13 protein-coding genes are annotated in these 12,646 nt (G+C 63.5%); 11 read left to right on the top strand and 2 right to left on the bottom strand.

Annotation, left to right across the window (positions count from 1 at the left end; genetic code table 11):
- Positions 1 to 193 precede the first annotated feature (193 nt).
- The 11 genes from GFU70_RS12230 (at position 194) to GFU70_RS12180 (ending at position 9,533) form a co-directional block, all read left to right on the top strand.
- Positions 194 to 1,873, top strand: a complete 1,680-nt coding sequence (locus GFU70_RS12230; protein WP_058546348.1) for a cytochrome D1 domain-containing protein — start codon at positions 194 to 196, stop codon at positions 1,871 to 1,873.
- Between the two features lie 24 nt (positions 1,874 to 1,897).
- Positions 1,898 to 2,206 (top strand): c-type cytochrome, encoded by a 309-nt coding sequence (locus GFU70_RS12225; RefSeq protein ID WP_058546347.1) that lies wholly within the window; start codon positions 1,898 to 1,900, stop codon positions 2,204 to 2,206.
- 244 nt (positions 2,207 to 2,450) lie between these two features.
- Positions 2,451 to 2,780 (top strand): c-type cytochrome, encoded by a 330-nt coding sequence (locus GFU70_RS12220; RefSeq protein ID WP_058546346.1) that lies wholly within the window; start codon positions 2,451 to 2,453, stop codon positions 2,778 to 2,780.
- Complete coding sequence (locus GFU70_RS12215; protein ID WP_153388111.1) at positions 2,777 to 3,955, top strand: cytochrome D1 domain-containing protein; 1,179 nt, start codon at positions 2,777 to 2,779, stop codon at positions 3,953 to 3,955. The genes GFU70_RS12220 and GFU70_RS12215 overlap by 4 nt, the downstream gene beginning before the upstream one ends.
- A 2-nt stretch (positions 3,956 to 3,957) precedes the next feature.
- Positions 3,958 to 4,416: an Lrp/AsnC family transcriptional regulator gene (locus GFU70_RS12210; RefSeq protein ID WP_153388110.1), complete on the top strand. Its 459-nt coding sequence runs from the start codon at positions 3,958 to 3,960 to the stop codon at positions 4,414 to 4,416.
- Positions 4,413 to 4,925 carry an AsnC family protein gene (locus tag GFU70_RS12205; RefSeq protein ID WP_153388109.1) on the top strand — a complete coding sequence of 171 codons (513 nt, stop codon included), beginning with the start codon at positions 4,413 to 4,415 and terminating at the stop codon, positions 4,923 to 4,925. Before GFU70_RS12210 ends, GFU70_RS12205 begins: the two co-directional genes overlap by 4 nt.
- Positions 4,918 to 5,361: an Lrp/AsnC family transcriptional regulator gene (locus GFU70_RS12200; RefSeq protein WP_058546342.1), complete on the top strand. Its 444-nt coding sequence runs from the start codon at positions 4,918 to 4,920 to the stop codon at positions 5,359 to 5,361. Before GFU70_RS12205 ends, GFU70_RS12200 begins: the two co-directional genes overlap by 8 nt.
- Positions 5,336 to 5,905, top strand: a complete 570-nt coding sequence (locus tag GFU70_RS12195) for an Lrp/AsnC family transcriptional regulator (RefSeq protein ID WP_081264406.1) — start codon at positions 5,336 to 5,338, stop codon at positions 5,903 to 5,905. Before GFU70_RS12200 ends, GFU70_RS12195 begins: the two co-directional genes overlap by 26 nt.
- A gap of 73 nt (positions 5,906 to 5,978) precedes the next feature.
- On the top strand, positions 5,979 to 7,157 hold the full coding sequence (nirJ, locus tag GFU70_RS12190) for a heme d1 biosynthesis radical SAM protein NirJ (RefSeq protein ID WP_153388108.1): 1,179 nt from the start codon (positions 5,979 to 5,981) through the stop codon (positions 7,155 to 7,157).
- A 40-nt stretch (positions 7,158 to 7,197) separates the two neighbouring features.
- Positions 7,198 to 8,040, top strand: coding sequence for a uroporphyrinogen-III C-methyltransferase (gene cobA / locus GFU70_RS12185; protein WP_116642394.1), 843 nt, complete (start codon positions 7,198 to 7,200; stop codon positions 8,038 to 8,040).
- Complete coding sequence (locus GFU70_RS12180) at positions 8,037 to 9,533, top strand: nitrite reductase (RefSeq protein ID WP_153388107.1); 1,497 nt, start codon at positions 8,037 to 8,039, stop codon at positions 9,531 to 9,533. The genes cobA and GFU70_RS12180 overlap by 4 nt, the downstream gene beginning before the upstream one ends.
- A gap of 158 nt (positions 9,534 to 9,691) precedes the next feature.
- On the opposite strand, the gene GFU70_RS12175 is transcribed toward GFU70_RS12180, so the two are convergent.
- Together GFU70_RS12175 and GFU70_RS12170 are read right to left on the bottom strand one after the other, a co-directional pair.
- Complete coding sequence (locus tag GFU70_RS12175) at positions 9,692 to 10,876, bottom strand: porin (protein WP_058546339.1); 1,185 nt, start codon at positions 10,874 to 10,876, stop codon at positions 9,692 to 9,694.
- 360 nt (positions 10,877 to 11,236) lie between these two features.
- Positions 11,237 to 12,511 (bottom strand): glucarate dehydratase family protein, encoded by a 1,275-nt coding sequence (locus GFU70_RS12170; RefSeq protein ID WP_116642396.1) that lies wholly within the window; start codon positions 12,509 to 12,511, stop codon positions 11,237 to 11,239.
- Between the last annotated feature and the right edge of the window lie 135 nt (positions 12,512 to 12,646).

Genomic DNA, 12,646 nt, shown 5'->3' with positions numbered 1-12,646 from the left:
GGCCTGATCAGACAACACGATTGCAGGCCACGCTACGGTGCCCTGCGACAACCTGGCAAGGGTTGCAGCCGGCAAACTTGATCGCGGTCAAGCGGCTAACCACCGGCCTGGGCATAGCCTTGCACCGCACCAAGAACCTGCGCGCCGAATGTCAATTACAGCGCAGCGCGGGTCATGCCTGAGGAGAAATGGAATGCTGATCAGCCACAAAAAATCGTGGGCCCTGCGGGTCACAGCGCTGTGTACAGCACTGGCCGCCCCCCACGCCTTCGCCGACCAAACCGCTACGCCGGAACCACCCCGCGTGGTCAAGACCGAAGGCGCGCCAGACCTGAGCCAGGCCGACTTCGACTCGGCCAAGGAGATCTACTTCCAGCGCTGCGCCGGTTGCCACGGTGTGCTACGCAAAGGCGCAACCGGCAAGCCGCTGACCCCCGACATCACCCAATCGCGCGGCCAGGCCTACCTGGAGGCACTGATCACCTACGGCTCGGCCGCCGGCATGCCGAACTGGGGCACCTCCAATGCCCTGACCAAAGACCAGATCACGGTGATGGCCAAGTTCATCCAGCACACCCCACCGACGCCACCGGAATGGGGCATGGCCGAAACCCTCAAGACCTGGAAAGTACTGGTCAAGCCCGAGGACCGCCCGACCAAACAGCTCAACAACCTCAATCTGCAAAACCTGTTTTCAGTCACCCTGCGCGACGACGGCAAGATTGCCCTGGTCGATGGCGACAGCAAGAAAATCGTCAAGCTGATCGACACCGGGTATGCCGTGCACATCTCGCGCATTTCGGCGTCGGGTCGCTACCTGCTGGTGATCGGCCGGGACGCCAAGATCGACATGATCGACCTGTGGCCGAAAGAGCCGACCAAGGTCGCGCAAATCAAGGTGGGCATCGAAGCCCGCTCGGTGGAAACCTCCAAGTTCAAGGGCTACGAAGACAAGTACACCATCGCCGGTTCCTACTGGCCGCCGCAGTTCACCATCATGGACGGCGAGACCCTGGAGCCCAAGCAGATCGTCTCGACCCGGGGCATGACCGTCGACACCCAGCAGTACCATCCTGAGCCACGGGTTGCGGCCATCATCGCCTCCCACGAATGGCCGGAGTTCATCGTCAACGTCAAGGAAACCGGCAAGGTGATGCTGGTCAACTACCAGGACATCAAGAACCTCACCATCACCAGCATCGACGCCGCGCCGTTCCTGCATGACGGCGGTTGGGACAGCAGCCATCGCTATTTCATGACGGCCGCCAACAACTCCAACAAGGTCGCAGTGATCGACTCCAAGGAACGCAAGCTCACCGCCCTGGTGGACGTCGGCAAGACCCCGCACCCGGGACGCGGCGCCAACTTCAACCATCCTCTCTACGGACCAGTCTGGGCCACCAGCCACTTGGGCGATGCCGGGGTTTCGCTGATCGGTACCGACCCGGTCAATCACCCGCAATACGCCTGGAAACAGGTCGACTCGCTCCAGGGCCAGGGTGGCGGCTCGCTGTTCATCAAGACTCACCCCGCGTCTCGTCACCTGTATGTCGACACCACCCTCAACCCCGACGCCAAGCTCAGCCAGTCAGTGGCGGTGTTCAACATCGACAAGCTCGACGCCGGCTACACCGTGCTGCCGATTGCCGAGTACGCCGGTATCAAGAAAGGCGCGTTGCGTGTGGTGCAACCGGAATACAACAAGGCCGGCGACGAGGTCTGGTTCTCGGTCTGGAGTGGCCAGGAAGATGAGTCGGCGCTGGTGGTGATCGACGACAAGACCCTCAAGGTCAAGAACGTGATCAAGGACAAACGCCTGATCACCCCCACTGGAAAATTCAACGTCTACAACACTCAACACGACATCTATTGAGCCCCATCAATAAGAGGAAAAACCATGAAGCCTATTCTGATTGCCTTGGCCTTGACTGCCGCCTCCAGCCTGCCGGCGTTGGCACAAGACGGCCCGACACTGTTCAAGAGCAAGCCCTGCGCGGCCTGCCACTCCATCGACACCAAGGTGGTTGGCCCGGCCCTCAAGGACGTCGCGGCGAAAAACGCCGGCGTCGCCGGAGCACAGGATTTACTCGCCAAGCACATCAAGGAAGGTACGCAAGGCAACTGGGGACCGATGCCGATGCCGGCCAACCCCGTGACGGAAGAAGAAGCCAAGATCCTGGCTGCGTGGGTCTTGACCCTTAAATAACCACCCAAGGGAGCTTGCTCCCGCAGGGCCCTGTAGGAGCTGGCGAAGCCTGCGATCTTTTGATCTTGATCTTGATCTTTCGCTTGATCTTTCGCTTGATCTTTCGCTTGAGATTCAACTGTCAGGGACAAGATCGCAGCCTCGTTGCACTCGACAGCTCCTACACAGCTCCTACACAGCACCTACACAGCGTCTACAGGCCCAGCCGCTACAAAGGCAGCACCCTTTCATTCAGGAGGACGTCATGGAACGACACCGCTTTAGCACCGCGATAGCCACCCTCCTCTTCGTTTTCTCTTCCTGCGTGCTGGCCGCTCCCGACAGCCAGCGCCAGGTGCAACTGCAACACCTGCTGGACCAGGATTGTGGCGCCTGCCACGGCCTGTACATGACCGGCGGCCTCGGCCCGCCCCTGACCCACGAAGCCCTGGCCGGAAAATCCCGCGACAGCCTCATCGCCACCGTCACCCTCGGACGGCCCGGCAGCGCCATGCCCGGTTGGGCACCGTTGCTTGCGCCCGCCGACATTCGCTGGCTGGTGGACCGGCTCCTTCAAGGAAAACCCGCCTCATGATCCGTTCTTTCCTGTCCTCCACGGCCATCGCCCTGCTGCTCTGCGGTTGCGCCCAGACACCATTGCGCGGCACCGGCGATCTGGGCGTGGTGGTGGAGCGCGCCACCGGCAGCCTGCAAATCATTGAAAGCGACACCCGCACCGCCCTGGGCCGCGTCGAAGGCCTGGGCGACTTGTCCCACGCCTCGGTGGTGTTCTCCCGCGACCAGCGCTACGCCTACGTGTTCGGCCGCGACGGGGGCCTGAGCAAAGTCGACCTGCTGAGGATGCGCATCGAGCGCCGGATCATCCAGGGCGGCAACAGCATCGGCGGTGCAATCAGCCAGGACGGCAAGCTGATCGCCGTCTCCAACTACGAGCCCGGCGGGGTCAAGGTGTTCGATGCCCAGACCCTGGAACAGGTTGCTGACATCCCGGCCACGCAGTTGCCCGGCGGCCAAAAGCGCTCACGGGTGGTCGGCTTGGTGGACGCGCCCGGACAACGCTTCGTGTTCAGCCTGTTCGACACCGGCGAGATCTGGACCGCCGACTTCAGCCTCGGCCTCACCCCGCGCATCGAGCGGTTCACCGCCATCGGCCAGCAACCCTATGACGCGCTGATCACCCCGGACGGGCGCTATTACATGGCCGGGCTGTTCGGTGAAGACGGCATGGCCCAACTTGACCTGTGGCACCCGGAGCGCGGCGTGACGCGGGTGCTGGGCCATTACGGCCGCGGCCAGGCGCGGCTCCCGGTGTACAAGATGCCGCATCTGGAAGGCTGGGCCATGGCCGACCAGCAAGTCTTCGTGCCTGCCGTCGGGCATCACCAGGTGTTGGTGATGAACGCCCAGGATTGGCAGCAGACCGACGCGATCGCCGTGGCCGGCCAACCGGTATTCGTCACGGCGCGACCGGATGGCCGGCAGCTGTGGGTCAACTTCGCCTACCCGGACAACGACCGCGTCCAGGTCATCGACACCCAGACCCACGCCATCGTCGCCGACCTGCGGCCAGGCCCGGCGGTGCTGCACATGGAGTTCACCGCACGGGGTGACCAGTTGTGGTTGTCCGCTCGCGACGGTGGCCAGGTACAGGTCTGGAACCCGTATCGGCTCGAACGCCTGGGCAGCCTGCCGGCCCTGAGCCCGAGCGGCATTTTCTTCAGCAGTCGCGCGCACAAGCCGGGGTACTGACCATGACGTCCAGCTCACTGGCCCGGCGCCTGATCGATCAATTCCAGCATGGCCTGCCGCTGTGCGCCGAGCCCTATCGGGCCATGGCCCAGACCCTGGGCTGCAGCGAAGTCCAGGTCATCGACTGCCTGCAGCACCTGCAAGTGGCCGGGACCTTGTCGCGGGTCGGCCCGGTGTTCGAACACACCCGGGCCGGGGCCAGCACCCTGGCCGCCCTGGCCGTGCCCGAAGACCGCTTGCACCAGGTGGCCGCGCGCATCAGCCAATACCCGGAAGTCAATCACAACTACGCCCGCGAACATCGCTACAACCTCTGGTTCGTGCTGACCGGCCCCAACCGCGCCCACCTGGAAAACATCCTCCAGGAACTGGAAAAAGATACCGGTCTCACGCCACTGGACCTGCCCATGCTGACCGCCTACCGCATCGACCTGGGCTTTGCCCTGGAGGCCACCCCATGAAAAACGCCCTGAGCGAACAACAGTCACTGGCACTGCGCCGTCTGCTGGAAACCGGCCTGCCCCTGACTTCGCGTCCCTTCCAGGCCCTGGCCGAGCAGATCGAGGCCAGCGAACAACAGGTGCTCGAGCAGGTGCAGCATTGGCATGGACAGGGGCTGTTCCGCCGTGTCGGCCTGGTGGTCAACCATCGCGCCTTGGGGTTTGCCGCCAACGCCATGCTGGTGCTGGACGTGCCGGACGCCTTGGTCGATGAAGTCGGGCGCCGCCTCGGGCAAGCGCCGGGCATCAGCCTTTGCTACCAACGCCCCAGGCGCCTGCCCCAGTGGCAATACAACCTGTTCTGCATGATCCACGGTCGCCAGCGTGACCGTGTCGAGGCCCATGTCCAGGCGCTGCTTGAAGAGCATCTGCTGGACGACCTGCCCCACCAGTTGCTGTTCAGCACACACCTGTTCAAGCAATGCGGCGCACGTTTCGCCGCACCGGTCGGAGCCCGTATCGATGGATGACCTGGACCGGCGCCTGATCAATCGCCTGCAACTGGGCCTGCCGCTGGTGCGTCATCCTTGGCAAGCCCTGGCCCAGGAGCTGGACAGCAGCAGTAGCGAATTGCTCGACCGCCTGCATGAGCTGCTCAACGACGGCGTACTCACCCGTTTCGGCCCGATGTTCGACATCGATCGCCTGGGCGGTGCATTCACCCTGGCGGCGCTGGCGGTGCCCGAGCCGCGCTTCGAGCCCATCGCCGAGTTGCTCGCGGACATGCCCGAGGTCGCCCACAACTACCGCCGCGAGCACACCTGGAACATGTGGTTCGTGCTCGCCTGCCCCAGCGAACAGGCGATCAACGACACCCTGCTGCGCATCGAACACCTGACCGGCCTGGTGCCGCTGAACCTGCCCAAAGAGGAGACCTACCATGTCGGCCTGTATTTCCCCGTCTGAGTCTTTGTGGCAAGCATCGCCACGGCTGGATGAAACACCCTTGGCACTGCGCCTGGTGGAACTGACCCAGGCCGGCCTGCCCTTGCTCGAAGACCCCTGGGCCTGGCTGGCCGAACAACTGGAACTGAGCGTGGAATCGACCCTCGACCTGCTCAAGCGCCTGCAGGCCGAAGGCGCGATCCGCCGCATCGCCGCCGTGCCCAATCATTATCGCCTGGGCTACCGCCACAACGGCATGACGGTGTGGGACGTGGCCGATGCCGACATATCGCGTCTCGGCACCCTGCTGGGGGCGCAGCCCTTCGTCAGCCACTGCTACCGACGTCCGCGCCGGCCCGGCTGGCGCTACAACCTGTTTGCCATGGTCCATGGCCGCAGCCGCGAAGAAATCGATAGCTACCGCGAACACCTGCGCTACCTGCTGGGGGACGCCTGCGCCGCCGACGACATGCTGGTGAGCAGCCGCATCCTGAAAAAAACCGGCCTGCGCCTGTCGCCCGTGGGAGCAACGCTTGCTGGCGAAACAGGGGCGTCGGTTTTATGAAGGACCGCATCGGCTTCATCGCGGGCAAGCCTTGCTCGCACCAAGCCTTGCTCCCACAAGGAAGGAGCGCTTTATGTTGAGGATCAGCCATTACCTGCGAGCCCTGGCCGGCCAATGCCCCGCCCCACGTGTCGCGCCACCGGGCAGCAGCCGCCCGCCGGTGGTGATCTGGAACTTGCTCAGGCGTTGCAACCTGACCTGCAAGCACTGCTATGCAACGTCGGCCGACAGCGTGTTTCGCGATGAACTGGACACCGCGGCGGCGCTTAAGGTCATCGATGACCTGCACGATGCCGGCGTGCGCGTGTTGATCCTGTCCGGCGGCGAACCGCTGTTGCGCGAAGACCTGTTCCAACTCAGCGCCTATGCCCGCGACAAAGGTTTTTTCCTCGCCCTCTCCACCAACGGCACGCTGATCGACGCTTCCAATATCGAACAGATTGCGGCGGCGAACTTCGATTACGTGGGCATCAGCATCGACGGCCTGGAAGCGACCCACGATGAATTCCGGCAGCTCAAGGGCAGTTTCGCCAGTTCCATGGCGGCCATCCGGCTTTGCCGCGAGCAAGGCATCCGGGTCGGGTTGCGCACCACCCTCACCCAGCAAAACCATGCCCAGTTGCCGCGCTTGCTGGACTTGATGAATGAGTACGACGTACAGAAATTCTACCTGTCGCACCTCAACTACAGCGGCCGGGGCAAGCGCAGTCGCAAGCTCGATGCCCATCAGCAGATGAGCCGCGAGGCCATGACCTTGATCTTCGAACGGGCCTGGCGCGACATCGAACAGGGCCACGACAGTGACTTCGTCAGCGGCAACAACGACGCCGACGCGATCCTGTTGCTGCAATGGGCCGCCCGGCGCCTGCCCCAACACTACGGCGCACTGGAGCAGATGCTGCGGGCCTGGGGCGGCAACGCGTCGGGTAGCGGCATCGCCAACATCGACAATACCGGCGAGGTTCATCCCGATACTTACTGGTGGCAGCACTCGGTGGGCAATGTCCGCCAGATGCCATTCAAGACCCTCTGGCTCGATCGCCCCGATGCCCTGCTGCTGAAGCTGCGCGAACACCCAAGGGTCGTGGGCGGCCGCTGCGGGCAATGCCGCTGGCTGGCGATCTGCAACGGCAATACCCGCACCCGGGCCTGGGCCGACGGCGACCTGTGGGGCCAGGACCCCGGCTGCCACCTCAACGACGAAGAAATCGGCTTGCATGCGATCCCCAGCGTTGCGATGCCCTGCGCCTGATCAACCGACGGCGAACCTGATACCGAACCAAGGAAGTCCCATGCCTGCCTCCATCGTTTTGCCCGCTGCCCTGCAATCTCCTTTCAGACCGGGTGAAGTCGCCCTGGTCGGCGCCGGCCCCGGTGACCCGGGCCTGCTGACATTGCGCGCCTGGAGCCTGTTGATGCAGGCCGACGCGGTGGTCTACGACCGCTTGATCAGCTCGCAATTGCTCGGCCTGATCCCGCTGACCTGCGCCCGGCACTACGTCGGCAAGGCCGCCGGTTGCCACAGCTTGCCCCAGCCACAGATCAACGAACTGCTGGTTGAGCTGGCCGACCAGGGACAACGGGTGGTGCGGCTCAAGGGTGGCGATCCGTTCATCTTCGGTCGCGGCGCCGAGGAGCTGGAGTATCTGCTGGCCCATGGTATCGATTGCCAAGTCGTGCCAGGCATCACCGCCGCGGCCGGTTGCAGCACCTATGCGGGCATTCCCCTGACCCATCGCGACCTGGTCAATTCCTGTCGTTTCATCACCGGTCATTTGCAACGCGAAGGCGACTTGAACCTGCCCTGGCAAAGCCTGGCGGACGACAGCCAGACCCTGGTGTTCTACATGGGCTTGTCGAACCTCGGCACCATCGCCGCACAGCTGATCGCAGCGGGCCTGGCGGCCGATACGCCGGCGGCGCTGATCAGCAACGGCACGCGCCCCGACCAACAGGTCCTGCGCGGCACGCTCGAGCAATTGCCGGACATGGCGCGGGCCTGCGCCGAAGGCCTGCCGACCTTGACGGTGATCGGCAAGGTGGTCGGTTTGTTTGCCCATCAGGTACTGGAGCATCCGGCCCGCCTGCACCCGGCCCTACCGCTCCAGCCAGGTGTCGCGAGGGTGGCCTCATGAGAATCGGCTGGCTTGCCCCATTGCTGTGGATCGGCGCCGTCCACGGCGCCACGGCGCCTGAACCGGACCTGGCGTTGGCCGAACAGAACTACCAGCAACACTGCCAGCAGTGCCACGGGGTCAATCGCATCGGCGCCGCCGGGCCGGCGTTGTTGCCCCAGAGCCTGAGTCGGATCAAGCCCGACGAAATCCGCCAGGTGATCGAGAATGGACGCCCGGCCAGCCAGATGGCGGCGTTCGGTGCGGTGCTCGAACCTGCACAGATCGATGGCCTGACTCACTATCTCCAGCGTCCACCCGCCGTCGAACCGACCTGGAGCGAGGACGACACACGCCGCAGTCATCGCCTGCTGGCGGATGTCGCCAGCCTGCCCGATAAACCCCAGCACCACGCCGACCCGCTGAACCTGTTCGTGGTGGTGGAGGCTGGCGATCATCACGTCGATATCGTCGACGGGGATCGCTTCGAGATCCTGGCGCGCTTCGCCTCACACTTTGCGCTGCATGGCGGGCCGAAGTTTTCGCCGGATGGACGCTTCGTCTATTTCGCCTCCCGGGACGGCTGGATCAGCCTGTATGACCTGCACAACCTCACGCTCATCGCCGAGGTGCGGGCCGGGCTCAATACCCGCAACCTGGCGGTGAGCAAGGACGGGCGCTGGGTGCTGGTGGGCAACACCCTGCCGGGCAACCTGGTGGTGCTGGATGCCCGCGACCTGTCACTGGTCAAGACGATTGCAACGGTGGGGCTGGACGGCCAGGCGTCTCGGGTCAGTGCGGTCTATACCGCGCCGCCGCGCAACAGCTTCATCGTGGCCTTGAAAGATGTGAAGGAGGTCTGGGAGCTGTCCACCGGCCCGAATCCGGACTTTGTGCCCAGGCGTATCGAGGCCGAGGATTACCTCGATGATTTTTCCTTCTCGCCCGATTACCGACAATTGCTCGCTACCTCGCGCAAGGCCCAGGGCGGCCAGGTGATCGACCTCGACACCGGGCGGATCGTCACCGACATCGCCCTGCCGGGCATGCCGCACCTGGGCTCGGGGACCTATTGGAAACGCGACGGGCGCTGGGTGTTCGCCACGCCCAACATCAGCAAGGGGCTGATCTCGGTGATCGACTTCGACACCTGGAAAGTCATCAAGCAGATTCCCACGCTGGGGCCGGGTTTCTTCCTGCGCAGCCACGCCAACTCGCGCTACGCCTGGACCGACGTGTTCTTCGGCCCGGACAACGATGCCATCCACCTGATCGACAAACAGACCCTGGAAATCGCCCACACCCTGCGGCCGATGCCCGGCAAAACCGCCGCCCACGTCGAGTTCACTCGCGATGGCCGCTACCTGCTGCTGAGCATTTGGGATACCGATGGCGCGCTGATCGTCTACGACAGCGACACCCTCAAGGAAATCAAGCGTTTGCCCATGAACAAGCCTTCGGGCAAGTACAACGTCGGCAACAAGATCGAGTTCGCCGAGGGGACGTCACACTGAAAAAAAGGGGCTGATGCGCAGCCCCCAATAGCAAAGGCCTGTGGGAGCAAGGCTTGCCCGCGATGAACGATAACGCGGTTCAGCTGTTCGACCGCGGCGCGGCTATCGCGGGCAAGCCTTGCTCCCACAGACGGCGTCGGACCCAAAGGTTCCAACTCTTACCAGGTGAGCACCGCCCCCACCGCAAAGGTATCGGTGTCTTCGTTCTGGGCGCTGGTATCGTGGCCGTTGATTTCGAATTGGTTGTACTCGGCCACGAGCTTGAGGTTGTCGTTGATGTCGTGGAACAGCGCGACGCCACGGGTTTCGTAATCGGCGCCACTGCCCACCACGCCGTTGCCGTCGTCGTCGGTCTTGCCGTAGGACAACGCCAGGCGGTTCTTGCCCAGCTTGTAGGAGCCCTGCAACAGGTAGCCCTTGCTGTCGACATTGCGCAGGGTGGCTTCACCGGCATTGTTGGTGAAGAACGGGTTGATACCCTTGGCCTGGAACCCCGAGCCGGTCAGCGACAACCCGCCCATTTTCGCCTGTACACCGTACCCCAGGCCTTTGGAAGTGACCGATTCGACGCTGGCGTCGGTGTTGTCCGAGGTCTGGTAGCTGCCGTTGAGCCAGCTGTAGATCTTCGCCCCGCCCAGGTCGAACTGGTAGGTGATCTCGCTCTCGGTGCGCGGGTTTTCCTGATAGGCCTTGCCCGTGGCGCTGTTGTCGTTGGTGTCCACCGGGTCCATGATTCCCACCGCCACGCGCAAGCCCTCCATCACCGGGGTGCGGTAGGTGATCTGCGAGGTCGGGAACGGATACGGATAACCGCTGCCGATGTTGCCGAACGAGACGCCACCGCCATCCACCAAGCCCAGGGTGTCACTGACCTGGCCGTAACCGGCGAGCAGTTCATCGAGCAGGATGTTGGAGCGGGCGAACAGGCCGAAGTCCTTGCCGATCAGCACCTCACCCCACTCCGGGTTCGCCACGGTGCCGTAGAACTGGCGCACGTCGATGGCGGTGTCGGTGCCATTGGTTTCACTGTCGTTGATGGTCACCCAGAACGAGGCCCGGGCGCCGAGCTTGAGGTCATCGACCTGCTTGCCCATGTTGAAGCCCAGGTAGTTGGGCAAGAAGCCCATCTTGACCCGCGCCTGCCGACGGTCGTACTGCTCACCCGCGCGGTCCACGTCGCTGTTGACGTAAAAGGCATTGATGTAGCCGTCGGTGGAAAAGGTGGTCTGGTCCTTGTCGTACAGCATGATTTCGGCGTTAGCCCCAGGCATCAGGCCCAGGCTCGAAACACCTACGATGACCGCAGGCAAAAAACGTTGGCGGGTATTTTTATTGTTGTGCATGGCGCGCTCCGCAACAGGGGACGGGATGTCGGAGGCGATTATCGAAAGGCGCCCGGGCGCGTCATACGCTGCCTTGGAGGCAATTGGCGGATGCTTTGGAAGCGCCGGCCCGGCGCGGCAGTTTGGGTGTAAGACTGCGATTGCGACGGGCGCGGTACTTTGGGTGTGGGCCGCAGGGCGGCCTGGGAGGATGTGGGGTTGAGCTTGAATACATTGACCTGTGGCGAGGGGATTTATCCCCGCTGGGCTGCGAAGCAGCCCCTTGGATCTTTCTGGGCGTACCGAGATATCAGGTTTCGGGGCCGCTTCGCGCCCCAGCGGGGATAAATCCCCTCGCCACAACTGCCCCTCGCCTTCGGCTCAGAACCTCGGCTTGACGGTCTTCCAGTCCGGCCGGTAGCGGCGCATCTGGCGCACATCGTCGCGCTGGCGGATGCCGCAACTGAGGAACTGCTCATGCAGCTTGCCCAGTTGATCCCGGTCCAGTTCCAAGCCCAGGCCCGGGGCCCGGGTGATCTTCACGCAACCGTCGACAATCGGCAGCTTGCCGCCCTTGATCACTTCTTCATCCGGCTCCTGCCACGGGTAATGGGTGTCACAGGCGTAGTCCAGGTTCGGCACCGAGGCCGCCACGTGGGCCATGGCCATGAGGCTGATGCCCAGGTGCGAGTTCGAATGCATCGACACGCCCAGGCCGAAGGTGCTGCACATTTTCGCCAAGGCCTGGGTGTCGCGCAGGCCGCCCCAGTAATGGTGGTCGGCCAACACGATCTGCACGCTGCCCAGCGCCACGCTACGACGGAACTCATCAAAGTCGGTGACCACCATATTGGTCGCCAGCGGCAACCCTGTGCGTTTGTGCAGCTCGGCCATGCCTTCCAGCCCTGGCGTCGGGTCTTCGTAATACTGCAGGTCATCCCCCAGCAGCTCGGCCATGCGAATCGAGGTTTCCAGGGACCAGTTGCCATTGGGATCGATGCGCAACGGGTAGCCGGGAAACGCCTGTTTCAGCGCCTTGATGCAGGCAACTTCATGCTCTGGATCGAGGGCGCCGGCCTTGAGCTTGATGCTCTTGAAGCCGTAGTCCTGGATCATCCGCCGGGCCTGGGCAACGATCTGCTGTTCGTCGAGCGCCTCGCCCCAACTGTCGGGCGGATACGGCGAGTCGATGTGCTCGGCGTACTTGAAAAACAGGTACGCACTGAACGGAATCTCGTCGCGAATCGCGCCGCCCAGCAAGTCCACCAGCGGTACGTTCAGGTAGTGGGCCTGCAAATCCAGGCAAGCCACTTCGAACGCCGAATAGGCATTGCTCACCGCCTTGCTCGCATGGGAACCCGGCGCCAGTTCGGCACCGGCAACACTGGCCGGTTTCTGCGCGGCGACGGTCGCCTGGACGATGGCCCGCAACTGATTGAGGTTGAACGGATCCAGGCCGATCAACTGGCTCTGCAACTGCTGCTGGATCGCCAGGGCCGGTGCATCGCCATAGCTCTCCCCGAGGCCGATGTAACCGTTGTCACTCTCGATCTCGATGATCGAGCGCAGCGCGAACGGCTCATGGATACCACTGGCGTTGAGCAAGGGTGGATCGCGAAAAGCGATGGGGGTGACGGTAACGCGTTTGATCTTCATACAGCGGCTCCCGATGGGCCAGGGTTCAGCGCCAGGGGGCTGTCAGGCGTAGCGTCAGATAGGGTTTTCAAGGGTGCCTCCCGATCATTGTCTTTATGGGGAACGGGACGATGATGGACGCGGCGGATTGTTCCC

It is taken from the genome of Pseudomonas brassicacearum (genome assembly GCF_009601685.2).
Lineage (GTDB): Bacteria > Pseudomonadota > Gammaproteobacteria > Pseudomonadales > Pseudomonadaceae > Aquipseudomonas > Aquipseudomonas kilonensis_B.
This window is presented reverse-complemented; position numbering and strand designations above follow the sequence as displayed.

Coding starts and splice junctions, on each gene's coding strand:
- GFU70_RS12230 (WP_058546348.1), top strand. CDS start 194: ATGCTGATCAGCCACAAAAAATCGTGGGCCCTGCGGGTCACAGCGCTG.
- GFU70_RS12225 (WP_058546347.1), top strand. CDS start 1,898: ATGAAGCCTATTCTGATTGCCTTGGCCTTGACTGCCGCCTCCAGCCTG.
- GFU70_RS12220 (WP_058546346.1), top strand. CDS start 2,451: ATGGAACGACACCGCTTTAGCACCGCGATAGCCACCCTCCTCTTCGTT.
- GFU70_RS12215 (WP_153388111.1), top strand. CDS start 2,777: ATGATCCGTTCTTTCCTGTCCTCCACGGCCATCGCCCTGCTGCTCTGC.
- GFU70_RS12210 (WP_153388110.1), top strand. CDS start 3,958: ATGACGTCCAGCTCACTGGCCCGGCGCCTGATCGATCAATTCCAGCAT.
- GFU70_RS12205 (WP_153388109.1), top strand. CDS start 4,413: ATGAAAAACGCCCTGAGCGAACAACAGTCACTGGCACTGCGCCGTCTG.
- GFU70_RS12200 (WP_058546342.1), top strand. CDS start 4,918: ATGGATGACCTGGACCGGCGCCTGATCAATCGCCTGCAACTGGGCCTG.
- GFU70_RS12195 (WP_081264406.1), top strand. CDS start 5,336: ATGTCGGCCTGTATTTCCCCGTCTGAGTCTTTGTGGCAAGCATCGCCA.
- nirJ (WP_153388108.1), top strand. CDS start 5,979: ATGTTGAGGATCAGCCATTACCTGCGAGCCCTGGCCGGCCAATGCCCC.
- cobA (WP_116642394.1), top strand. CDS start 7,198: ATGCCTGCCTCCATCGTTTTGCCCGCTGCCCTGCAATCTCCTTTCAGA.
- GFU70_RS12180 (WP_153388107.1), top strand. CDS start 8,037: ATGAGAATCGGCTGGCTTGCCCCATTGCTGTGGATCGGCGCCGTCCAC.
- GFU70_RS12175 (WP_058546339.1), bottom strand. CDS start 10,876: ATGCACAACAATAAAAATACCCGCCAACGTTTTTTGCCTGCGGTCATC.
- GFU70_RS12170 (WP_116642396.1), bottom strand. CDS start 12,511: ATGAAGATCAAACGCGTTACCGTCACCCCCATCGCTTTTCGCGATCCA.